This window comes from Streptomyces sp. NPDC048506 (genome assembly GCF_040651315.1).
Taxonomy (GTDB): Bacteria; Actinomycetota; Actinomycetes; order Streptomycetales; family Streptomycetaceae; genus Streptomyces.
The window spans coordinates 1-21,980 of sequence record NZ_JBEZIX010000011.1; the positions used below are offsets into that span (position 1 = coordinate 1).

At 72.0% G+C, this 21,980-nt stretch carries 18 protein-coding genes and 2 pseudogenes; 10 read left to right on the forward strand and 10 right to left on the reverse strand.

Annotated elements, in window-relative coordinates:
* Together AB0C96_RS10915 and AB0C96_RS10920 are read left to right on the forward strand one after the other, a co-directional pair.
* Nucleotides 1–1,032: pseudogene (locus AB0C96_RS10915) on the forward strand (FAD-dependent oxidoreductase); the annotation flags it as partial.
* A 282-nt stretch (nt 1,033–1,314) separates the two neighbouring features.
* A pseudogene (locus tag AB0C96_RS10920) lies at nt 1,315–2,289 on the forward strand (cytochrome P450); the annotation flags it as partial.
* A 233-nt stretch (nt 2,290–2,522) separates the two neighbouring features.
* Here AB0C96_RS10920 and AB0C96_RS10925 read toward each other — a convergent pair.
* Nucleotides 2,523–3,809 carry a cytochrome P450 gene (locus tag AB0C96_RS10925; protein ID WP_362915909.1) on the reverse strand — a complete coding sequence of 429 codons (1,287 nt, stop codon included), beginning with the start codon at nt 3,807–3,809 and terminating at the stop codon, nt 2,523–2,525.
* Nucleotides 3,810–4,611: 802 nt separating this feature from the next.
* Between AB0C96_RS10925 and AB0C96_RS10930 the strand changes: the two genes are divergently transcribed.
* The 4 genes from AB0C96_RS10930 (at nt 4,612) to AB0C96_RS10945 (ending at nt 8,601) form a co-directional block, all read left to right on the forward strand.
* Nucleotides 4,612–4,935, forward strand: coding sequence for a hypothetical protein (locus AB0C96_RS10930; RefSeq protein ID WP_362915911.1), 324 nt, complete (start codon nt 4,612–4,614; stop codon nt 4,933–4,935).
* A 106-nt stretch (nt 4,936–5,041) separates the two neighbouring features.
* A complete protein-coding gene (locus AB0C96_RS10935) occupies nt 5,042–6,547 on the forward strand; it encodes an FtsW/RodA/SpoVE family cell cycle protein (protein ID WP_362916177.1) in 1,506 nt (501 codons plus the stop codon).
* On the forward strand, nt 6,544–8,016 hold the full coding sequence (locus AB0C96_RS10940) for a penicillin-binding transpeptidase domain-containing protein (RefSeq protein WP_362915913.1): 1,473 nt from the start codon (nt 6,544–6,546) through the stop codon (nt 8,014–8,016). The genes AB0C96_RS10935 and AB0C96_RS10940 overlap by 4 nt, the downstream gene beginning before the upstream one ends.
* 63 nt (nt 8,017–8,079) lie before the next feature.
* The gene (locus AB0C96_RS10945; RefSeq protein ID WP_362915915.1) at nt 8,080–8,601 is read left to right on the forward strand and encodes an HD domain-containing protein; all 522 of its coding nucleotides are present in this window, start codon (nt 8,080–8,082) and stop codon (nt 8,599–8,601) included.
* Between the two features lie 192 nt (nt 8,602–8,793).
* On the opposite strand, the gene AB0C96_RS10950 is transcribed toward AB0C96_RS10945, so the two are convergent.
* Complete coding sequence (locus tag AB0C96_RS10950; RefSeq protein ID WP_362915917.1) at nt 8,794–9,051, reverse strand: hypothetical protein; 258 nt, start codon at nt 9,049–9,051, stop codon at nt 8,794–8,796.
* Nucleotides 9,052–9,178: 127 nt separating this feature from the next.
* The gene (locus AB0C96_RS10955) at nt 9,179–9,658 is read right to left on the reverse strand and encodes a helix-turn-helix domain-containing protein (protein ID WP_362915919.1); all 480 of its coding nucleotides are present in this window, start codon (nt 9,656–9,658) and stop codon (nt 9,179–9,181) included.
* A gap of 80 nt (nt 9,659–9,738) precedes the next feature.
* Between AB0C96_RS10955 and AB0C96_RS10960 the strand changes: the two genes are divergently transcribed.
* A complete protein-coding gene (locus tag AB0C96_RS10960) occupies nt 9,739–10,611 on the forward strand; it encodes an alpha/beta fold hydrolase (protein WP_362915921.1) in 873 nt (290 codons plus the stop codon).
* Nucleotides 10,612–10,642: 31 nt separating this feature from the next.
* Here AB0C96_RS10960 and AB0C96_RS10965 read toward each other — a convergent pair whose 3' ends face one another.
* A complete protein-coding gene (locus AB0C96_RS10965) occupies nt 10,643–11,554 on the reverse strand; it encodes an ADP-ribosylglycohydrolase family protein (protein WP_362915923.1) in 912 nt (303 codons plus the stop codon).
* Nucleotides 11,555–11,602: 48 nt separating this feature from the next.
* Nucleotides 11,603–12,712: a ferritin-like domain-containing protein gene (locus AB0C96_RS10970; RefSeq protein ID WP_362915925.1), complete on the reverse strand. Its 1,110-nt coding sequence runs from the start codon at nt 12,710–12,712 to the stop codon at nt 11,603–11,605.
* Between the two features lie 174 nt (nt 12,713–12,886).
* Between AB0C96_RS10970 and AB0C96_RS10975 the strand changes: the two genes are divergently transcribed.
* The 3 genes from AB0C96_RS10975 to AB0C96_RS10985 all read left to right on the forward strand — a co-directional run bounded on the left by AB0C96_RS10975 (nt 12,887) and on the right by AB0C96_RS10985 (nt 14,943).
* Complete coding sequence (locus AB0C96_RS10975; protein WP_362915927.1) at nt 12,887–13,834, forward strand: diiron oxygenase; 948 nt, start codon at nt 12,887–12,889, stop codon at nt 13,832–13,834.
* Nucleotides 13,835–13,902: 68 nt separating this feature from the next.
* A complete protein-coding gene (locus AB0C96_RS10980; protein ID WP_362915929.1) occupies nt 13,903–14,643 on the forward strand; it encodes a TetR/AcrR family transcriptional regulator in 741 nt (246 codons plus the stop codon).
* Between the two features lie 36 nt (nt 14,644–14,679).
* Entirely contained in the window at nt 14,680–14,943 is a 264-nt protein-coding gene (locus tag AB0C96_RS10985) for a hypothetical protein (RefSeq protein WP_362915931.1), read from the forward strand.
* Between the two features lie 295 nt (nt 14,944–15,238).
* Here the strand turns inward: AB0C96_RS10985 and AB0C96_RS10990 are convergent, their stop codons facing one another.
* The 5 genes from AB0C96_RS10990 to AB0C96_RS11010 form a co-directional block, all read right to left on the reverse strand.
* A complete protein-coding gene (locus tag AB0C96_RS10990) occupies nt 15,239–16,489 on the reverse strand; it encodes a styrene monooxygenase/indole monooxygenase family protein (protein ID WP_362915933.1) in 1,251 nt (416 codons plus the stop codon).
* A gap of 71 nt (nt 16,490–16,560) precedes the next feature.
* A complete protein-coding gene (locus tag AB0C96_RS10995) occupies nt 16,561–17,184 on the reverse strand; it encodes an ATP/GTP-binding protein (protein ID WP_362915935.1) in 624 nt (207 codons plus the stop codon).
* A gap of 37 nt (nt 17,185–17,221) precedes the next feature.
* Nucleotides 17,222–17,629: a DUF742 domain-containing protein gene (locus AB0C96_RS11000; RefSeq protein ID WP_362915937.1), complete on the reverse strand. Its 408-nt coding sequence runs from the start codon at nt 17,627–17,629 to the stop codon at nt 17,222–17,224.
* Nucleotides 17,630–17,702: 73 nt separating this feature from the next.
* Nucleotides 17,703–18,197, reverse strand: a complete 495-nt coding sequence (locus AB0C96_RS11005; protein WP_362915939.1) for a roadblock/LC7 domain-containing protein — start codon at nt 18,195–18,197, stop codon at nt 17,703–17,705.
* Nucleotides 18,197–21,379: a nitrate- and nitrite sensing domain-containing protein gene (locus AB0C96_RS11010; protein ID WP_362915941.1), complete on the reverse strand. Its 3,183-nt coding sequence runs from the start codon at nt 21,377–21,379 to the stop codon at nt 18,197–18,199. Before AB0C96_RS11010 ends, AB0C96_RS11005 begins: the two co-directional genes overlap by 1 nt.
* Nucleotides 21,380–21,980 lie beyond the last annotated feature (601 nt).

A 21,980-nucleotide genomic window follows, 5' to 3' on the forward strand; every position in this document is an offset into this window, starting at 1 on the left:
CTGATCTCCACCGGGGTGCGGGCCCGGCCGTGGTTCGTCGAGAGCGAGGCGGCCCTGGACGGCGTGTTCGTCGTACGCACGCGCGAGCACGCCGAGGCCCTACAGCGCGCGCTCGCCGCCGGGCCCTCCCGCGTACTGGTCATCGGTGCGGGATTCACCGGCTCCGAGGTCGCCTCCATCTGCCGCGAGCGGGACATCCCGGTGACCGTTGCCGAACTCGCGCCGGCCCCGCTGGTCGGGGCGCTCGGCGCCGTGATCGGCGAGGTTGCGGCGGACATGCAGCGCGCTCACGGTGTCGACCTGCGGTGCGGTGTCAAGGTCGCCCGGCTGGAGGGCGACGCACAAGGGCGGTTCCGCCGTGCTCACTTCGACGACGGAAGTACGGTCGACGCCGATGTGGCGGTGGTGGCACTCGGGAGCATCCGCAACACCGAGTGGCTGCGGGAGTCGGGACTGGCGGCGGGCGTATGGGGAATCACCTGTGACACGGGTTGCCGCGCCCTCGACATCGATGGCCGCGTCACCGACGACGTCTTCGCCGCGGGAGATGTGGCACGTTGCCCGAACCCCCTCTACGAATACCGGCTCATCTCGCTGGAGCACTGGGCCAACGCCGTGGAGCAGGCAGAGCTCGCGGCACACAACATGGTCAGCGCCCAGGCGGACCGCTGGTCCTACCTGTCCATCCCGCTGTTCTGGTCGATCCAGTTCGGCGTCAACATCAAGTCCGTCGGCGTGCCGACCTTCGCCGACGAGGTGGCCGTCACCCAGGGATCGCTGGACGACCACCGTTTCGTCACCGCATATGGCTATCGGGGCCGCGTCACGGCTGCCGTGAGCTTCAACAACGGCAAGTGGCTGGACCACTACCAACGGTTGATCGAGACGGCCGCGCCTTTCCCGCCCCCCTGCCCCACGCCGGACCGGCCGGCCGACATGAAACCGGTGCCCGTCGACTTGCCCGGCCCCGCCCTGCTCGCGCAGGGCGCCACGGTGGTCGTCACGGGCCATGACCCGGGTGAGCGCCGCGTCACGGCCGTGCACCAGCCTCGGCGGGAGGACGGCCGGACGACCACGGCCGGGACGCCCGGCACGCTGCAACGGATCTTCGACTACTCCGCGCGGGCCGACCCCTACCCGCTGTATGCCGAGTTGCGCAGGACGCCGGTGGCTCGGCAGGAGGACGGCAGCTACGTCATCAGCACCTATCGCGAGATCACGGACGTGCTGAATGACCCGCATCTGAGTTCCGATGTGCGCAATCTGTCGCGTCCGATGCCTTCGGGCGAGGGAGGGGCCGCGTCGTCGTTCATCCACATGGACTCGCCCGAGCACGATCGCCTGCGGCGTATGGCGATGCGTCACTTCGGCCCCCCGCACACCCCTGGGCTGGTGACCGGACTTGAAGGCTTCCTGACCGCCACCGTCGGCAGCCTGATCGACGATGTGGCGGGCAAGGAGCGGATCGACGTCGTCGACGACTTCGCCTTCCCGTTCCCCGTCACCGTGACCTGTCACTTGCTCGGCGTGCCACGCGAGGACGAGCCGAGGTTCCACCTCTGGGTGAACGACATCATGAACTCGATCGACTACAACCCCGAGACCGACCCGAAGGAGAAACTGGACAAGGGCGTACAGGCCCGCAAGGACTTGCGCCAGTGCCTGGGCGAGCTGGTGGAACAGCGCCACGGCCGGCCGGGAGACGGCCTGCTGTCACGGCTGGCCAACGACGACGGACCCGACGGTCGGATGGCCGACGCCGAAATCGTCGCCACCGCCAAACTGCTCCTCATCGCCGGCCATGAGACCATCGTCAACCTCATCACCAACGGCATGCTGACGCTGCTGCGCCACCCACAGGTCCTGCAACGACTGCGCGACGAACCGGACCTCGTCGTGCCGCTGGTCGAGGAACTGCTGCGCTACGAGCCCCCCGTGCACATCATTCCCTGGCGGGCGGCGTACAGCGACATCACCGTCGCCGACACCGTCATCCCCCAGGGCTCGCAGATCATGCTCATGCTGGCCTCGGGCAGCCGCGATCCGAAGCGCTTCCACGATCCGGACCGCTTCGACCCGGATCGGCGTGACAACCAGCACCTGGGGTTCGGCTGCGGCATCCACCTGTGCTTCGGCGGCCCGCTGGCCCGGCGGGAGACCCAGATCGCGCTGACCGAGCTGGTACGCCGGCTCGACCGACCCAGGCTGGTCGCCGACCCGCCGCCGTACCGGCCCAGCCCTGTACTTCGGGGTCCGATCCATCTGGACATCGAGCAGGGTGACGGTTGACGCGGCAGCCGAGGGCAGTTGCAAGGTCGCGCCGCGGACGGCCCGGCCGGCTCTGCAGGAAGCCGATCGTGCCGGGTGGCGTGGGCCGGAGGACACCAAATGTCCCTTGTGGATGACCCGTTGGGCCTCGGCGCTGCGGAAGGCCGCGATGTGGCCCGGGGCGCGGTGGACGTCCGCCCTCTCACCCGCGGGGAAGTCCGTCGCCTCACCCGCGGGCGTGCGCCGCGACCGGCTCAACCGTCCAGGCGGACCGGGAGCGACTCGATCCCGTAGACGATGGACAGCTTGCGGAATTCCAGTTCCTCCGGGCGGACGGCCAGGCGCATGTGCGGGAACCGGCGGACCAGGGCGGGGTAGGCGGCGCGGAGTTCCATCCGGGCGAGTTCGGCGCCCACGCAGCGGTGGATGCCGTAGCCGAAGGCCAAGTGGGACGGGACGCTGCGGGAGGGGTCGAACTGCTCCATGCCCGGGCCCAGTTTGCCGTCCCGGTCGGCGCCGCTCAGGGAGCACAGCACCACGTCTCCGGCGGCGATCTGGACGCCGCCGATCTCCAGGTCCTCACGGGCGAAGCGCGGGAAGGCGACCTGGACGACGGTCAGGTAGCGCAGCATCTCCTCGACGTAGCGGTCGACGGCGTCCTCGCCGTCCTTGACGGCGGCGAAGTGCTCCGGGTCCTGAAGGAGGACCAGGGCGCCGAGCGCCAGCATGCTGGCGGTGGTCTCGAAGCCGCCGGTGAGGACGCCGTCGGCCAGGCCCGCCAGTTCCTCGTCGGTGACCGAGTCGCCGTGCTCCTTGACGATCATGCCGAGGAGACCGTCGCCCGGGTTTTCACGCTGCTTCTTGACGATGTCCCGGAAATAGGAGAGGGATTCGGATATGGCACCGAAGGAGGCATTGGCGCCGCTGAACAGATCGAAACGGGCCGCGCTGAGACGCTCGAAGTCGGCACGGTCCTCGTAGGGAACGCCCAGCAGTTCGCAGATGACCAGGGAGGGAATGGGCAGGGCGAAGGAATGGACGATGTCGACCGGGTCGCCGTTCTTGCCCGCCGCTTCCATGGCGTCGAGGCGTTCCTCGACGATCTCGTGGATGCGGGGCGTGAGCCGGCCGAGCCGGCGCATGGTGAATTCGGGGGTGAGAAGCCGGCGGAGGCGGGTGTGCACCGGCGGGTCGGCGAATCCGAGGCCGCCGGGGTTCTGTTCGGCGCCGGCGCCGGCCTTGCCCACGAGGTTGGTGAAGTCCGAACTGAAGGCATTCGCCTTTCCGAGCACCGCCTTGACCTCGTCGTAGCCGGTGACCAGCCAGACGTTCGCCGCGATCGGCACCGGAAGCTTGCTGATCGGCTCCTTCTCCCGGACGGCGGCCAAATCGCCCACTGGGTCGAGCCCCTCGCGCCGCAGCGGCATCAGGACGGACTCCGGCAAGAAAGACATTCGAGACAGGTCGAATCCCTTCTTCCGGGTTCTCGCCAGATACATGCGGCCGGCCCAGGCGATGACCCGGGAGCGGAGAGTCGTCATGACGCTAATACTGCCTTTCGTCGAGGGGGACGGTCACCCGCGCTCGGCGGCCCGAGGTGGCCGCCGGACAGCGCGGGCCCCCCACTCGGCGTGCACGGGTGTGACGTACGCCATAGCCCCTCGTCCGCGGGGGTCATGGCGCAGGTCCATGCCCTCGTCCGGTCCCCCGGTCGTCCGCGGCAGTGTGACGAGCTCGGCCTTCTTCTCTTGGTCTGTTCGGTCTGTTCGGTCTGTCGGGCCTGCTCGGCCCGTTCGGTCTGTTCGGACCGAACGAGTTTACAAAGTGCCATTGGGCGCGTTGACGGAACAAGCCGGGTTCCCCCTGGAGGAACCCCGAGTCGCCCCTGATTTCTCCCTGAGGCGCACCCCCACCGAGCCTTCCGTCCGTACCGGCGGATGCGCGACGGCGCGCCGACGCCTCCCCCTGCCCGGCGAGCGGGCGAGCGCGGCACCGCGCGACGAGCCCTTTCCCCTTCGACGCAGAAGGTCGTCACGGGCCCCCTTCAACGCAGAAGGCCGCGGCGGACGGGGCGAGTTGACCCCCCGAGGCGCCCGTCACCGATTGTGATGAGTTGCGGACGTTCCGGAGCCTCCTTAGCGTGAAAGGGGGGATTTCCCTGGGATTTCCGGGGACCCCCCAGGGGTTTCCGCGGTTTCCCCGCACCTCTGGGGCTCTCTACCCCTTCGCAGGAGGAAGCGCATGTTTCCGCAGCGCATGTTTCCGCAGCGTAAGTTTCCGAAGCGTATGACTCCAGGGCGGACGGTTCCGACGCCGACGGCCGGCAGGTGCGGCCTTGGTGCGGTGTGCGGTGCACTGGCCGCCGCCGTCATCGCCGGTCCGGCCCTGGCGGCCGACACCGACGGCAGCGACGGCGAGGACCGCACCGGCACCACGTACGAGGGCCGGGTGGTCGCCAGATCCGGCCTCGTGGTGCGTTCCGGGCCGAGCAAGCACTACCGCGCGCTCGGCTCGAAACAGTACGGGACGGTGGTCGGGATCACCTGCCGGGTGAAAGGGCAGCGCGTCCAGGGCAACCCGGTCTGGTACAAGCTCAGCGACGCCACGTACGCCTGGTCCTCGGAGCGCGACATCGTCTCCAACGGCGAGCGGCCCCGCTGGTGCTGAGCCGGGGCGGGGAGGGCCGGCGTGACCGCGCACGGACGCCCCGAACGCCGTATCCGACATAACGGAAATAGCGGCCGCCGCTTGCTACGTTGCCAGGATGACGGCAATGGCGCGGGCGGCCGCCACGGCGCGCCCGCCGGACACTCCCCCACCCTTGCCGAACCGGTCCAAGGGGCGCGGGATCGAACTCGCCCTCCTCGTAGGGGCCGTGCTGATCTGCGTCTGCGGCTATGTCGTCGTGGGCCTGGCCCGATGGCACGCCCTCCCCGGTGGTGCGGTCCGGTACGGCGCCGGGCTCGGCGGGCTCGCCCTGCTCGCGCACCTCGTGGTGCGCCTGCGCGCCCCGTACGCCGATCCGCTGCTGCTGCCCACCGCCGTGCTGCTCAACGGGCTCGGTCTGGTGCTGATCTTCCGGCTCGACCAGGAGACGCCGGCCGACCACGCCGCGCCCACCCAGCTGATGTGGTCGACGGTGGGCGTCGCGCTCTTCATCACGGTGGTGCTGCTGCTGCCCGACCACCGGGTGCTCCAGCGGTACGCCTACGAGTGCGCGGCGCTCGCGCTGCTCCTCATGGTGGCGCCGATCCTCTTCCCCGCCGTCAACGGGGCGAAGATCTGGATCCGGGCCGCCGGATTCTCGCTCCAGCCGGGCGAGTTCGCCAAGGTGCTGATCACCGTGTTCTTCGCGGCCTATCTCGCCGCCAACCGCGGCGCGCTGGCCCGCGTGGGGCACCGGGTGGCGGGGCTGGCGCTGCCCGCCGGCCGGGTGCTGGCGCCGATCGTGACGATCTGGCTGGTCAGCGTGGCCGTGCTGGTCCTCGAACGCGATCTGGGCACCTCGCTGCTGTTCTTCGGGATCTTCGTGGTGCTGCTGTACGTGGCGACCGGCCGGACCGGTTGGATCGCGGTCGGGCTGCTGCTCGCCGGCATCGGGGCGGCCGCCGTGGGCACGCTGGAGCCGCATGTGCACGTCCGGGTCGAGGACTGGCAGCACCCCTTCGCCGGGATCGCGGCCGGCGAAGGGCCCGGTCAGCTCGCCCAGTCGCTGTTCGCCTTCGCCGCCGGCGGGCTGCTCGGCACCGGTCTCGGCCAGGGCCACTCGGCCCTGATCGGCTTCGCCATGAAGTCCGACTTCATCCTCGCGACGTTCGGCGAGGAGCTGGGGCTGGCGGGGCTCAGCGCGCTGTTCCTGCTGTACGCGCTGTTGGTGGGTCGGGGCTACTGCGCGGCGCTCGGCCTGTCCGACCCGTTCGGCAGCCTGCTGGCCGTGGGCCTCGCGGCGCTCCCCGCGATCCAGGTCTTCGTCATCGCCGGCGGTGTGATGGGGCTGATCCCGCTGACCGGGATGGCGATGCCGTTCCTGGCGCAGGGCGGGTCGTCCGTCGTCACCAACTGGATCATCATCGCGCTGCTGCTGAGGATCAGCGACCGGGCGCGGGCGCCGCGGCCGGAGGAGAGCGGGGCGGAGCCGGGTGCTCCCACCGGGACGGACGGCGGGACCGCCCCGGCCGGGCGGAGCCGGGTGACGGGGTTCCTCAAGCCCACGCGGGCGCCGCAGCGGACACCGACGTCCCCCGCCCGCCGCGCCTCCTCGCCGGAGGCCGGCCGTTGATCCGCTGCATCCGGCACACCGCCGCGTTCTCCTTCCTGCTGCTGGTCGCCCTGCTGGTGAACGCGATCCGGGTGCAGGTCGTCGAGGCGGAGCGGTACGGCGCCAGTCCGGCCAACCGGCGGGCCGCGATCGCCCGTTACGACCGGCCCCGCGGCGCCCTGCTCGTCGAGGGCCGGCCGATCACCGGGTCCCGGGACAGCGGCGGGCGGCTGCGCTACGAGCGCACCTACGCCGACGGACCGCTGTACGCGCCGGTCACCGGCTACTCCTCGCAGACCTACGGGACCTCGCTGCTGGAACAGGCCGAGGACGGCATCCTCGCCGGCACCGACGACCGGCTGGTCGTCTTCCCCTGGTGGGACCGGCTGACCCGGGCCCACCGGGCGGGCGGCGACGTCCACACCACCATCAACCCCCGGATGCAGCGCGCCGCGTTCGAGGGGCTGGGCGGCAGGAAGGGCGCGGTGGCCGCGATCGAGCCGCGCACCGGGCGGATCCTGGCGCTGGTCAGCTCGCCGTCGTACGAGCCCGGCGAGTTGTCCGGCAACGGCGCGCGGGTCACCGACGCCTGGCGCCGACTGAACGGGGCCGCCCGCCAGCCGATGCTCAACCGGGCGCTGCGGCAGACCTATCCGCCCGGCTCCACCTTCAAGGTGGTCACCGCGGCGGCTGCGCTGGAGAGCGGCCGGGTGACCGACATCGACGCCCGCACGGACTCCCCCGACCCCTACACCCTGCCCGGCACCACCACCCGGCTCGGCAACGCGGCGCAGGACTGTGCCGACGCCCCGCTCCGCTACGCCTTCCGGGCCTCGTGCAACACCGTCTTCGCGCGGTTGGGCGCCGGGATCGGGCTGCGCGGGATGGCCGACACGGCGCGGAGGTTCGGCTTCGACGACCGACGGTTGCGCATCCCCTCCGCCGTCGCGCCCAGCACCTTCGACACCCGGATGGATCCCGCGCAGCTGGCCCTCTCCGCCATCGGGCAGTACGACACCGCCGCCACCCCGCTCCAGATGGCGATGGTCTCGGCGGTGGTCGCCAACGGCGGCCAACTGACCCCGCCGTACCTGGTCGACAAGGTGACCGACGCCAGAGGCGTGATGGTCGCGGCCGGACCGCACCCGCCCACCCGCGAGGTGGTCGGCCCGGCCACCGCGGAGCAGTTGCAGGAGATGATGATCGACGTCGTCGAGCACGGCAGCGGGCGGCGGGCCGCCATCGACGGCCTGACGGTCGGCGGCAAGACGGGCACCGCGCAGCACGGGGTGTACAACGAGGGCACGCCGTACGCCTGGTTCATCTCCTGGGCCCGGCAGAAGGACAGCTACGAGCCGATCGTCGCGGTGGCCGTGGTCGTGGAGGACGCGGCCGCCGACCGCGCGGACATCAGCGGCGGCGGAAGCGCGGCCCCGATCGCCCGGGCGGTGATGGCACAGGCGGCGCGACCGGGCGACGACGCCCCGTAGGCCCTGTCGTCGAACTCCCGCCTGCCGCGACGCCGGGCACCCCGCCCGGGCGACAATGGGCGCATGGTCGCGTCCTTCCCGCCCACGCCACCCGGTACGTCCCCGCCACCCGGCACGTCCCCGCCCACCCCACCCGCCGCTCCCCGGTGGCTGTCGCTGACCGAGGTCGAGGCGCTGGCCCGGCGCGCCCACGCGGGCCAGACCGACAAGGCCGGCCGCCCGTACGCCGAGCATCTGGCCGCGGTGGCGGCGGGGGTGCACGAACGGGGCGGCAGCGAGGAACAGATCGCGGCGGCCTGGCTGCACGATGCGGTCGAGGACGCGGCGCTCAGCCGTGCCTGGCTGGCCGGTGCGGCGCTCAGCGAGGCGACGAAGGCGATGGTCCTGGCGGTCACCAAGCGGCCGGGGGAGCCGGTGGAGGAGTACACCGCGCGCATTCTGGCCACGCCGGGTGCGCTGCTGGTCAAGGAGGCCGATCTGGCGCACAACGCCGATCCGGCCCGGCTTGCCGTACTGGACGCGCCGACGCGGGAGCGGTTGACCGCCAAGTACGCCCGGGTGCGGGCCCTGTTGGGCCTGGTCTGAAGCCCTCTGCCCGGTTCCACCCAGCGGACGACCGCCCGATCGAGGTGTCCCGGCACGCGGGGCGGTGGCCGGCGCGGTCGGGCCGGCGCTGAGGGTGGTCAGGTAGGACAGGACCTGGCCGGGGGCCTACGGGTCAGGGTCGCCTTTGCGACGCCGCTCGGGCGCCCTGGCCCGGTGCCCCCGCGGCCCACCTCACATGCCGAAGAGGCGGCCGACCAACCCGTCGGCGGGGGACTCGTCGCTCGCCTCGCGGCGGCTGCCGTCAGACCCCGTCATCCCGCCCGGCGTCTGCCCGTCCCGGCCCATACGGGAGTCGGAGGTGCCGCCCCCGTAACTCGAACCGGGGCCGGAGAGGCCCATGCCCTCGTCATCGGCGGCGGCGCTGCCCGCGGCGCCGAGCAGGGCGGCGGTGGCCAGGGTCGCAGCGAAAAGTGCGGTACGGATACGCATAAATCCTCCTGAAAGCCGTGAAGGTGATCAGCCTCTGTCCTTCCCGTCGCCGGCCCCGCGATGTGACACCCAGTCAAAGATCACCCCACTGGCCCCTCGCGCAATGCCGCGGGGCGTGCCCCGCCGATCACCTTCCGGGATCGCCGTCGTCGGGGCCGTGACCGTCGGCCGCGTCCCGTACTCCGCCGAGGAACCGGCGGATCGCGTCCCGTTCGCCGGCGTCGAAGGTGTCGAGCAGGCCGAGGACCCGGCCGATGAGCGGGCCGAAGAACGACTCGCCCAGGGCGAGCGCCCGCTCGTCGACCTCCAGCAGCACCCGCCGTCGGTCGCGGGTGTCGCGGACCCGGCGGATCAGGCCGAGCCGTTCCAGGCGGTCGATGAGCGCAGTGGTGCCGGCGGAGTTCAGGCCGAGCCGGGCGCCCAGCCGGCCCGGGGTCGACTCGATGCCGGCGCGGTCCGCGTCCAGCAACGCGATCAGCGCCCGCAGATCGGTGCGGTGCAGCCCGTTGCGACCCGCGAACTCCGCCCCCGCGACGTCGAGTTGGAGGACCACCTCGCGCAGCAGATGGACCAGGTCCATCCCTTCCGGTTCCCGCCGTCCGACCATGTCCAACCGCCTTTCCTCGTCCGCTCCGTACTCTAATATCTCGCTTGGCGAGATACTCGGCGAACGAGGGGACAGCGCATATGACGGTCACCGCCTTCCGCACCGCCTACGAGCAGGCCATGGCACGGTGGCCGGTGCCGGTGGAACGACGCGATCTGGTCTCGGAGTTCGGCAGCACCCGGGTCAACTCCTGCGGACCGGAGGGCGGTCCGCCGCTGGTGCTGTTGCACGGCGGCGGAACCAGTTCGGCCGGTTGGTACGCCACGGCCGCCGCGCTCGCCCGTACGCACCGGGTGCACGCGGTGGACCAGATGGGCACACCGGGCCTCAGCGTGCCCGGCGAACGACCCCTGCGGCGGCCGGCGGACCTGCTGGCCTGGCTCGACGGGGTACTCGACGGCCTCGGGCTGGACGCGGCGGCCGTGCTGGGGCACTCCTACGGCGGCTGGATCGCGCTGAGTTACGCGGTGCACGCGCCGCGGCGGGTGGACCGGCTGGTGCTGCTCGACCCCACGCAGTGCTTCGCCGGGTTCCGGCCGTCGTACCTGCTGCGCGCCCTGCCGCTGTTCGTACGGCCCGGGGAGCGGAGCACCCGGCGGTTCCTGGAGTGGGAGACCGGCGGGGAGCCGCCGGCGCCCGAACTGGTGCGGCTGATGGGCCTGGGCGCGGTCGCGTTCCGTGGCGCGAAGGTGGTGACCGGACCGCGGCCGGACGTCGCCCGGCTGTGCGCGGCCGGGGTGCCGACCCTGGTGCTGCTGGCCGAGCACGGCCGGGCGCACGATCCGCACCGGGTCGCCGCCCGGGCCGCACGCGCCCTGTCGGCCGGGGACGCCCCCGGCCGCGCACCGGCAAGCGGGCGGGTCGAGACTGTGCCGGGCGTCAGCCACCACTCGATGCCGTACCGGCAAACCGGGGAGCTCGCCCGCCGGGTGGCCGCGTTCCTGGCCGACTGAACCGGCGGGACGGCACCGGGGCGGGCGTCCGCTATCCGGCGCGCTCCCGGTCCGGCAGCGGCTCCCGACGCCGCCGCCACTCCTCGGGCAGCCCCGCCACTCCCGTACGGGCCGCGACCACACCACCCACGATGGCGCAGGTGGTGTCCACGTCGCCGAAGCCGGACGCGGTGGCCCACAGGGCGGATTCCAGGTCGTCAGGGTGCCGGGCGGCGCACCACAGGGCGAACGGGACGGTGTCGTCGGCGCGGATCCGGCTGCCGTTGCCGAGCTCGGCGGCCGCCCGGACGGGGTCGAGGGCGGCCGGCAGGGCGGCGGCGCGCAGCAGGCCGTCGCGGACCGGGCCGTCGGGGGTGCGGTCCGCGACGGCGGCCGGGGCGGGCGCTTCCCCGCGGGCGGAGAGCGCCGCCGCCACGGCCACCGCGACCGCGCCCGCGACGCCCTGGGGGTGGGCGTGGGTGACCCGGGCGGAGCGGGCGGCCTGCTCGGCGGCGCGGTCCAGGTCGTCGTGGAACCAGGCGCCGAGCGGTGCCACCCGCATCGCGGCGCCGTTGCCGAGGCTGCCCTCGCCACCGAAGAGGGCGGTCGCCAGCTCCGCCCACTCCTCGGGGGTGGCGGCGACCCGGGGCAGCAGCGCGTGCATACCGGAGCCGTAGCCACGGCCGGGGTCGGCGGCGTAGCGGGCCGCGAACCGCCGGGCCAGCGACGGCGCCACCACCTCGCCGTGCTCCTCCAGGGCGGCGAGCAGCTCCAGCGCCATGGCGGTGTCGTCGGTCCAGTTCCAGTGCGGTTCGGGCGGCGCGGTGCGGGCCGCGATCAGCGCCCGGGACTCCTCCGGCGGGCGGAACATGCGGAAGAACCGCTCCCCGAAGGCGTCGCCGTACGCCAGCCCCTCAAGGCAGGCGCGGGCGGTCCGTCGTCGGTCGTCCAGATGCAGGGCCATGCCGGGATCCTGTCATCCGCGGGCCCGACAAGGTCCCCGCCCGCCCCGTCAGTCCGCCGCCTCGCCGTCCGCGATGGCCGCGGCGACCTCCGCCGTACGGGCCGCCTCCTCGGCGGCGAAGCGTTCGGCGTCCAGCTTCTCGGCGAGCTCCTCGTCCTCGGCCATCAGCAGATCGAGGTTGGCGTCGCCCATCTCGAAGACGCCCATGTCGACATAGGCGCGTTGCAGGCGTTCGCCCCACAGCCCGATGTCCTTCACACAGGGCACTATCCGGCTGAACAGCAACTTCCGGAAGAGGTGCAGGAATTCGGAGCGTTCGGTGTACTCGGCGGCTTCCTGGTGCGGTATGCCGAAGTTCTCCAGGACTTCGAGACCGCGCAGCCGGTCGCGCATCAGGTAGCAGCCCTCGATGACGAACTCCTCGCGTTCCCGCAGTTCGGCGTCGGTGAGCTGCTTGTAGTAGTCGCGCAGCGCCATCCGGCCGAAGGCCACGTGCCGCGCCTCGTCCTGCATGACGTACGCCAGGATCTGCTTGGGCAGCGGCTTGGTGGTGGTGTCGCGGATCATGCCGAAGGCGGCCAGCGCCAGGCCCTCGATCAGCACCTGCATACCGAGGTACGGCATGTCCCAGCGGGAGTCCGCGAGGGTGTCGGAGAGCAGCGACTGGAGATTGTCGTTGACCGGGTAGAGCATCCCGATCTTCTTCTGGAGGAAGCGGCTGTATATCTCGGCGTGCCGCGCCTCGTCCATGGTCTGGGTGGCGGAGTAGAACTTCGCATCGAGGTCGGGGACGGATTCCACGATGCGCGCCGCGCAGACCATGGCGCCCTGCTCGCCGTGCAGGAACTGGCTGAACTGCCAGGCGGTGTAGTGCTGGCGCAGGTCTCCGCGGTCCTTCTCGGTGAGCTTGTCCCAGTACTTCGTGCCGTACAGGGACATGGACTCATCAGGGGTGCCCAGCGGGTCCTTGGGGTCCACCTCCAGGTCCCAGTCGATCCGCAGATCGGCGTCCCACTGCTTGTCCTTGCCCTTCTGGTAGAGCGCGAGCAGCCGTTCGCGACCGTCGTCGTACTCCCAGTTGAAGCGGGCCGCACCGGAGGCGGGCACCGCCCACAGGGGGTCGCCTGGGTCCTGGACGTAGAGCTCTCTCGTGGACACGAACGGAACGCCTCCTCGGCTCACCAAACGCCTTGCGACGGGCAGTGGTTGGCAGGCTCACACGTTTCTTACCGGCGGGTCAATAAGTCGCGCACAGGGGATTGACGAGCTTACTGACACGCAGTCTCATAAGAGCCGACCGCGGGTAACCCCACTAGCGAGGTAGCCACAGCCATGACGAGCGCGCCCACCGCAATGACCGTGTCGGACACCGAAGTCCTGCGGGACGCCCTCGGTCTGCTCAAGGACCGGGAGCAGGTCGCCGAGCGGTTGCTCGACTCCTCCGCCCAGCACTCCTTCGACCCCGACACCGCACTCGACTGGGACGCGCCCCTCGAAGAGGGCAAGTGGTTCTGGCCGCCGGAGCTGGTCTCGCTCTACGACACCCCGCTGTGGAAGCGGATGTCGCCGGAGCGGCAACAGGACCTCGCCCGGCACGAGGCGGCCTCGCTCGCCTCGTTGGGCATCTGGTTCGAGATCATCCTGATGCAGCTGCTCGTCCGGCACATCTACGACAAGCCGGTGACCAGCGCACACGTCCGCTACGCCCTCACCGAAATCGCCGATGAGTGCCGGCACTCCAAGATGTTCGCGCGCCTGATCCAGCGCGGCGGGGCGCCGACCTACCCGGTCTCGCGCCTCAACCACAACCTCGCCCGCATCCTCAAGACGGTCTCCACCACCCCGGGCTCGTTCGCCTGCACCCTGCTCGGCGAGGAGATCCTGGACTGGATGCAGCGACTGACCTTCCCGGACGAGCGGGTGCAGACCCTGGTGCGCGGGGTGACCCGGATCCACGTGGTGGAGGAGGCCCGGCATGTCCGTTACGCCCGCGAGGAGCTGCGGCGCCAGATGGTCACCGCGCCGCGCTGGGAGCGGGAGTTGACCCGGATCAGCTGCGGCGAGGCCGCCCGGGTGTTCTCCGTCGCCTTCGTCAACCCGGAGGTGTACCGCAACGTCGGACTGGACAAGCGGGAGGCGGTCGCCCAGGTGAAGGCCAGCGGCCACCGTCGCGAGGTGATGCAGACCGGCGCCCGGCGGCTCACCGACTTCCTCGACGAGATCGGCGTACTGCGCGGTATGGGCCGCCGGTTGTGGCGGAGCTCGGGGCTGCTGGCCTGACGCCCGGCCGCCCCGTCGCACCCGAGCACCTGTACGACCGGACATCCGGGGCGGTTACGCTGCTGCTCATGAACGGCAGCGGCACCGCCCCAGCAGTACCCCGACCCGCCTACCGCAGGCTCAGCGTCGAGCAGCGCCGCAGCCAACTGCTCGCCGCCGCGCTCGGACTGTTCGCCCAGCGCGCGCCCGAGGACGTCTCGCTGGACGACGTCGCCACCGCAGCCGAGGTCTCGCGACCGCTCGTCTACCGCTACTTCCCCGGCGGCAAGCAGCAGTTGTACGAGGCCGCGCTGCGCAGCGCCGCAGACATCCTGGAGCGCTGCTTCGCCGAACCCGAGACCGGACCGCTCACCCAGCGCCTGTCCCACGCCCTGGACCGCTACCTGGCGTTCGTCGACGAGCACGACGCCGGCTTCAGCGCGCTGCTCCAGGGCGGCAGCGTGGTGGAGACCGCCCGGACGAGCGCGATCGTGGACGAGGTGCGACGCGCCGCGGCAGATCAGATCCTGCGACACCTGGGCGAACCGGAACCGGGCATCCGACTGCGGATGACCGTCCGGATGTGGATCACCGCCGTCGAGGGCGCCTCGCTCATCTGGCTCGACGAGGACAAGCAGCCCGCCCTCGACGAGCTGCGCGACTGGCTGGTCGACCACTTCGTCGCCCTGCTCACCGCGACCGCCGCCCGGGACCCGCAGACCGCACGGGTGACCCGGGCGGCGCTGAAGCTGGAAGGCGCCGACGGCCCGGTCGGCGAGCTGGCCCGCCGCGTCCTGCCCGTCGTCAGTGACGCCACGCACCTGCTGTGACCTGCACTTCCACCGAGATGCTGGAAGACTGGGAGCGTGCGAAGCGAGAACGCCCTCTTCGTCGGCGGCCCCCTGGACGGCCGGGTGCTGCCAGTGCTCGTCGGGATGACCGGCCAGCCCCCGAAGACCTACGAGATCCCGGTACCGAACGACGACGGCCGCCCACCGACGCTGCACGTCTACCGTCGGGCCCCTGGCCGGGTCGGCCGGCTGGGCCTGCCGAGCGGCTGGAAGTACGAGTACGACCCCGAGGCGAAGGGGTCGACAAGATCGCTTAAGTGGCCTTGGTCGAAGCGGTAGTTGATCTCCCCAGCCTCGACCTCCGGCTGCTATTCACTGCGGGCAGGGGACCACTCACACCCACCCCCACGACCGTCTTTCCTCCCACTCACGGGAGGGGACGGGCCGGAGGGGCAGGGTTTCCGGACGTAAGGCGAAGCAGTCCGGAAACCCTGCCCCGGAGGACCGTCACCGCACCCACAAACCCACGCCCGCCGCAGGCGCAACGGCGAGAAACACCCACGGCGAGACAGCCGACAACGTGGGGAGAACGCCGGCCGCCAGGCCACGGCGCCGCAGACAAAAACGTGGGAGGTCAGCCAAGCGCAGCGACCAGCTCCGCAGCCTTCCCCGCATCGTAGAAGTAGTTCTCGAAGTCGGACGGGTCGTCGAAGCCGTTGGCGAAGCGGTCGGCGAGGGGCTGGATCTGGCCGGCGGCGCCGAGGAAGTTGAGGACGTGCTCCGGCGGCGGGGCCAGCATCGCGTTGGTCCACTTGGTGACGTGCTGGGCCATGTTCCAGTAGCGGTCGAAGGTGGACTGCATCCACTCCTCGTCGAAGGGCTTCTCCCCGCGCTCCACGATGGAGGCGAGGTAGGAAGCGGCGCACTTGGAGGCCGAGTTGGAGCCCTGGCCGGTGATCGGGTCGTTGGCGACGACCACGTCGGCGACGCCCAGCACCAGGCCGCCGGAGGGCAGCCGGCCGATCGGGTTGCGCACGGTGGGGGCGTAGCGGCCGGCCAGCGTGGCGTTGGCGTCGGTGAGTTCGACCTTGGTGGCGCGGGCGTACTCCCAGGGCAGGAACTTCTCCATCAGCTCCAGCGTGGTGGCCAGGTGCTCCTGGGGATCCTTGACCGACTGGAAGACGTCCAGCGGGCCGCCGGGGACGCCCTCCCAGAAGAGGATGTCGGCACGGCCGGAGGTGGTGAGCGTCGGCATGACGAAGAGCTCGCCGACACCGGGCACGACGTTGCAGCGCACCGCCTCGACGTCGGGGTGCTCCGGGCGGGGGCCCAGGCCGTGCACATAGGCGACGGCGAGCGCGCGCTGCGGGGCGTCGTACGGGGAGCGGGCGGCGTCCCGACCGAACATGGACACCAGCTCGCCCTTGCCGGCGCAGACCAGCGTCAGGTCGTAGCGGCCGGCGAAGAAGTCGAGGTCGGAGACGGCCGCGCCGTGGATGACGAGCTGCCCGCCGCGCTGCGCGAAGGTCTCCGTCCAGCCGGCCATCTTGACCCGCTGGTCGACGGACTGGGCGTAGCCGTCGAGCGTGCCGACCCAGTCGATGGCGCGCTGCGACCCGTCGGGCCCCTCGTGGCTACCGGGCGCGGCGACCGAGACGCCGAGGCCCTCGATGCGCGGGGCCTGGCTCTCCCAGAAGTTGATCGCCAGGTCGCGCTCGTGCTGGAGGGCGGTGTCGAACATGCACTGGGTCGACATGACCCGGCCGGAGCGGATCTCGTCGGCGGTGCGGTTGGACATCATGGTGACCTCGTAGCCCTGGGACTGGAGGCCGAGGGCCAGCTGGAGACCGGACTGCCCGGCTCCGACGATGAGGATCTTCCGCATGGCGGCACTCTTCTCTGCTACTGCTGTGTTCGGGAGAGGCGTGGGGGGTGAAGAAGGCGGTCGGCCGGGCGTTACTCCGGTGCGGCGGCCAGGGCGTGGCCGACCAGCGAGAGCAGCGATTCGACCACCGTGACCCGCTTGCGGGCGTCCATGATCACTATCGGGATCTCCGGCGGTACGGTCAGCGCCTCGCGGACGTCCTCGGGGGCGTACCGCTCGGTCCCCTCGAAGTGGTTGACGGCGACGACGTACGGCAGGCCGCAGCTCTCGAAGTAGTCCAGCGCCGGGAAGCAGTCCTCAAGGCGCCGGGTGTCGGCCATCACGATCGCACCGATCGCGCCGCGCACCAGGTCGTCCCACATGAACCAGAACCGCTGCTGCCCGGGCGTGCCGAACAGGTACAGCACCAGGTCCTGGTCGAGGGTGATCCGGCCGAAGTCCATCGCGACCGTGGTCGTGGTCTTCTCCGGCGTCGCGGTCAGATCGTCCGTGTCCTCGCTGGCCCGGGTCATCACCGCCTCGGTCTGCAACGGGGTGATCTCCGAGACGGACCCGACGAACGTGGTCTTGCCGACGCCGAAGCCACCGGCCACCACGATCTTGGTGGCGATCGGCGCCCGTGTGCGGTCCGTCTGCCAGCCCTGGAGCCCCGCCTCGTCGGCCGTGGCCACCACCGGGTCGTCGGCCTGCCCCACGGAGCCTGCGGTCGTCGTCGGTCCGGGCGATGTCGTGTCAGAGCCTGTGAAGTCCACTCAGCACCCTTTCGAGCAGCGCGCGGTCCGGCCGGCCGGTGCCGTGCCCGGTGCCGTAGACGCGAATCCTTCCCTGGTCGGCGAGGTCGCTGAGCAGGACGCGGACCACGCCCAGCGGCATCTTGAGGAGTGCGGAGATCTCCGCGACCGAGCGCATCCGGCGGCACAGTTCGACGATCGCCCGCATCTCCGGCATCACCCGCTCGACCCAGCGACCTGGTGTCGAGGCGAGCTCACGGCGCTCCTCGGGGGCTTCCAGGGCGGCCACGAACGTCTCGACGAGCAGCACGTGGCCGAAGCGGGTGCGGCCGCCGGTCAGCGAGTAGGGCCGTACCCGCGCGGGTTTCCGGTCCCCGCCGCGTATCGGGAGTTTCGGGGCTGCGCTCATACCGTGACCTCGCTTCGCTCGGCCTCGCCTGCACTCGGCACGCACCGTGCGCGGGTTCGCTCGCTACGTTCGCTCACTGGACGCTCTCCATCGACTTGCGCAGCTCGCTGCGGAGTTCGGGGGTGAGGACATGGCCGGCCCGGCCGACGAACATCGCCATGTGGTAGGCGATGACGTTCATGTCGCAGTCCGGGGTGGCGTGCACGCCGAGGAGCGAGCCGTCGCTGATCGACATCACGAACACGCTGCCCTGGTCCATCGTGATCATCGTCTGCTTGACGGCGCCGCCGTCCATCAGCGTCGCGGCGCCCTGGGTCAGGCTGCCGAGTCCGGAGACGATGGTGGCCAGGTCGGCGCTGGAGCCCCGGGGGCCGTCACCGTCGCCCGGCCGTGCCGCGGCGTCCGCCAAGCCCGGGTCGGAGCTGAGCAGCATCAGGCCGTCGGACGAGACCACCGCCACCGAGCAGATGCCGGGCACCTCGTCGACCAGGTTCGTCAGCAGCCAGTGCAGATTCCGCGCCTGACTGCTCGGCCCTCCTTGTTCGTGGTCCGTGGGCGCTTGCGCCATCAATCGCGTGCCTCCTCGCCAACGTGGCTCTGTCCCGGGGCCCCCGCTCCGTCGGTGTCCGTCTGTGGGATGGTCTGCTCCGCCGTACGTTCCGCGATCTCGGTCTCGACCTCGCGGCGGCCGTCTCGCGCCCCCTGCTGGAAGCCGCCGAGGCGGCGGCGCAGCGCCTCCGCGCCCGCCGCACCGCTCTTGCGCGCGGCGACGGGCGCCGGTTGCTGCGCCACGACCTTGGGCGTGCGCTTGGGCAGGCCCAGTGCGGTCCGCCGCTTCTCCTCGGGCGCGGCGGAGTGCTGTGCGGTGTCCGGGGCGGTGTCCAGGGCGTCGGCCGGTGCGTCGGCCGGCGGGGCGTCGGCTCCGGTGGGCGCCGCCTCGGCCCCGGGGCGGGTGTGCTGGTCCGGGCCGATGGCGTAGGGGTCCGACGCGCCGGTGTCCGTGCTCTCGGGCGCCGGGACGGCGGCCGGGCTCACGTCGTCCGCGCTCCGGGTGTGTTCGCCGCTGCCGTCGGGGCCGAGCCCGGCCGCATCGATGGCCCGCTCGGCGGCCGCCACCAACGGGTCGGCGTCCTCGCCGGTCTCCGCCTCGGCGTCCTTGCCGGAGTCGTGGTCGGGCTCCTCCGTGGCGTCACCGGCGGGTTCCTTGATGGGTTCCTCGGTGGGTTCCTCGGTGGCGTCACCGGTGGCGTCACCGGTGGGTTCCTCGGTGGCGGCCTGGGCGGATTCCTCGCCGGTGTCCTCGGCGGATCGCGGGGTGGAGTCCTCGGCGGAGTCCGGGCCGGCGCTCCGGGCCGGGGTCTTGGTCCCCGCGGCCTCATCGGCGTCCGCGGAGGCCACCGGATCGACTCGTTGCACCCGCGTGGGCAGCGCGTTGGAGTTCGCCTCGGCGACCGAGCCGGGCAGCGCGGGGGTGTGCGCCACGCCCTGCGGCGCGGTGTGCGAGGACGACGGGGCCGGACGGGTCGGCATGATCGAGCCGGGCAGCACCACGACGGCGGTGACGCCGCCCTGCTTGGCGTCCCGCAGCTCCACCCGGACACCGTGCCGCGCGGCCAACCGCACCACCACGTACAGGCCCAGCCCCAGCGCCTCGTCGATGTCCTCGGAGGACGAGGCGGCCTCGGCGTCCGACAGCCGCTCGTTGAGCTCGGCCAGCCGCTCCGCGGTCATCCCGATGCCCTCGTCCTGCACCGAGAGCATCACCTCGCCGCTCTCCAGCAGCCAGCCGGACAGCTCGACATGGGCGTCCGGCGGCGAGAACGCGGTGGCGTTCTCCAGGAGTTCGGCGACCAGGTGGCTGAGGTCGTCCGCGGCGAACCCGGCGACCTGGGAGTGCGGCGGCAGCGACGTGACGCGCACGCGGTCGTAGCGCTCGATCTCACTGATCGAGGCACGCAACACGTCCAACAGCGGTACCGGACCCTGATGGTTGGTGCTGTGCTGCTCCGCGCCCGCCAGGACCAGCAGGTTCTCGCTGTTGCGGCGCATCCGGGCGGCGAAGTGGTCCAGCTTGAAGAGGGTCGCCAGCCGCTCGGGGTCGTGCTCGCCCTCCTCCAGCGACTCGATGACCGCGAGCTGCCGCTCCACGAGTCCGAGGGTGCGCAGCGAGAGGTTGACGAACCTGCCGTGGACGCCGGTGTGCGCGGCGGCCAGCCGCTCGGTGAGGTCGGCGACCTGCTCCTTGAGCTCCTTGCCCTGCTCCTGGAGCACCTCGCGCTCGGCGACCAGCCGCTGCCGGCCGCCGACCAGCCGCTTGCGCTCGCCCTCCAGTTCGGCGGTGCGCCGGGCCAGCTCGCCCACCTGGGCGTGCAGGGCGTTGACGGACCGTACGGCGGCGGCGAACTCGTCGTTGCGGCCCTTGTAGGAGAGGGGCTCCTCGTTGGCAGGGTCGTCGGCCAGCCGCTTGGCACCGAGCCGCAGCGCCGCCAGCGGCTGGGTCAGGGTGCGGGCGGCCCAGATGCCGGCGCCGACGGCGAGCAGCAGGCAGAGTCCCTCCAGACCGATGCGGATCTCCAGCTCGGTCACGTCGTCGTCGCGCAGTCCGCCGAGCCGTTCGGCGTCGGCGGTGGCCATCGCGGATTCCACGCCCCGCATCAGCCCGATGCGGGCGGTGAGGGTGCTCTGCACCCGCTGCCGGCTCAGTCGGAGGTCGGCGGCGTCCAGCCGGGGCTGGTCGGTCAGCCGGATCAGGTAGCGCTCGGCGGTGTCGACGTCCGAGCCGTTGACCGTGCGGTCGTAGCGGTCGCGGGCGCCCTGGCCCGCGGCCTGCCGGAAGTCGCCCAGTGCGCCCTGTGCGCGGGTGTGGGCGATCTGGGCGAGGCGGGTCAGCCCGGGCTGGCTGCCGCCCGCGTCGAGGCCGGCGATCAGCAGGGCGCGGGTGCCGGCGGCCTGTTCGGTGGCGCGGCCGAGGGCGGGCAGCGCACGGGTGTCGGCGTCCGCGGAGTCCGCGCGGGCCGGCAGTCCACGGGCGATGTCGTCGCTGATCGCACCGAGCGCCTGGATGATCTCGGTGTAGGCGGTGTAGACGGATTCTGCCGATTCGGCCCCGGACAGCGCCTTCTGACGGGTTTGCGGCAGTGTGCCGAGGAGCTTGGCGGCGGCCGCGTAGACGGCGGTGTCGCCGGAGGCGTCCTGGGCCTCGGAGCGCAGCTCGCCGATCTGCCGGTCCACCCGGGCGCGCTGGGCCGACGAGGCCGCGGCGTCGCCGGTGGCGGCGGCGTCGACGGCCGCGCCGTCGGCCCGGGTGGCGTTGGGCCCCGCGCCGCCGGCTCCGGTGGCGGTGCCGCCCGGGCCGCCCGCCCCGGTGCCACTGCTGGTCCCGTTGGCCACGGTGCCGTTGGCTCTGGCGCCGTTGGTTCTGGCGCCGTTGGCTCTGGTGCCCTTGGCTCCGGGGTTTGCGGTCGTGGTGCCGGTGCCGCCGCCCTTCGCGCCGCCCGTCGCGGTGCCCTTCCCGGCGCCGGCCCGCGCGCCGGTATCGCTGCCGCGGCCGGCGGCGGCGAGCGCGGTCATCCCGTCGCGCTCGTCGGCGAGGGAGTGCGCCAGGGCTATCGCGCGGGCGTTGAGCTCGGCGAGATCGACCAGTTGCTGGCTGTCGTTGGCGTTGTCGGCCGTGCTGAAGAGGCCGGGGGCGCCGGCACCGAGGACCGCGACGGCGACCACGGCCACCGCCCCGACCAGCCGGTTGCGCACCCGTGCGGGACGCCGTCCGGCGGCGTTCCCGCCGACCGTCGTCCCCGCGCTCCTGTCCGGACCCGAGCCCTTACCGGGTCCCGAGACCGAACCGGCCGGTGAACCCGGCTTCCCTGCGCCGCCCCGAAGCCGCATCTTCCGCACCGCTGCTCGCATTCCTGTCTCGCCTGCCCACGCCAGATGGCGTCGCGGACCCGGCTCGCTCTCCGCTCGCGGGGCGGACCTGCGCAAACACCGCAGCAGCAGACACGTCCGCGAGGGTAAACAGTCCGGCTCTACGCGTCGCGACGGACATCCTGGCCCCACCCCATGAACGGGCAATGACCATTCCACCGGCGCCGCGCAGTGGCCCGGCAACACATGCCTGGCCACCTGAACGAGTGAACATCAATCGGAGTTTGACCATCAACTTCCGCGCGCCACCGATTTCCGCGGCAACCCGGCCCGGCGCCCGGACGGGTTTGGAGATGCGTCCTGCTCCTGGAAGGATGCGCGCCCGCACCGCGCCGGGCCACCGGTCCGCCCTCAGCGCACGCCGCTGACCTGGCCGTACGCCCACACCGCCGGATGTGCCCGGTCGGCGGGCGAAATCCGCGGCCTC

Coding starts and splice junctions, on each gene's coding strand:
- AB0C96_RS10925 (WP_362915909.1), bottom strand. CDS start 3,809: ATGACGACTCTCCGCTCCCGGGTCATCGCCTGGGCCGGCCGCATGTAT.
- AB0C96_RS10935 (WP_362916177.1), top strand. CDS start 5,042: ATGGCGCGGGCGGCCGCCACGGCGCGCCCGCCGGACACTCCCCCACCC.
- AB0C96_RS10945 (WP_362915915.1), top strand. CDS start 8,080: ATGGTCGCGTCCTTCCCGCCCACGCCACCCGGTACGTCCCCGCCACCC.
- AB0C96_RS10950 (WP_362915917.1), bottom strand. CDS start 9,051: ATGCGTATCCGTACCGCACTTTTCGCTGCGACCCTGGCCACCGCCGCC.
- AB0C96_RS10955 (WP_362915919.1), bottom strand. CDS start 9,658: ATGGTCGGACGGCGGGAACCGGAAGGGATGGACCTGGTCCATCTGCTG.
- AB0C96_RS10960 (WP_362915921.1), top strand. CDS start 9,739: ATGACGGTCACCGCCTTCCGCACCGCCTACGAGCAGGCCATGGCACGG.
- AB0C96_RS10965 (WP_362915923.1), bottom strand. CDS start 11,554: ATGGCCCTGCATCTGGACGACCGACGACGGACCGCCCGCGCCTGCCTT.
- AB0C96_RS10975 (WP_362915927.1), top strand. CDS start 12,887: ATGACGAGCGCGCCCACCGCAATGACCGTGTCGGACACCGAAGTCCTG.
- AB0C96_RS10980 (WP_362915929.1), top strand. CDS start 13,903: ATGAACGGCAGCGGCACCGCCCCAGCAGTACCCCGACCCGCCTACCGC.
- AB0C96_RS10990 (WP_362915933.1), bottom strand. CDS start 16,489: ATGCGGAAGATCCTCATCGTCGGAGCCGGGCAGTCCGGTCTCCAGCTG.
- AB0C96_RS11000 (WP_362915937.1), bottom strand. CDS start 17,629: ATGAGCGCAGCCCCGAAACTCCCGATACGCGGCGGGGACCGGAAACCC.
- AB0C96_RS11005 (WP_362915939.1), bottom strand. CDS start 18,197: ATGGCGCAAGCGCCCACGGACCACGAACAAGGAGGGCCGAGCAGTCAG.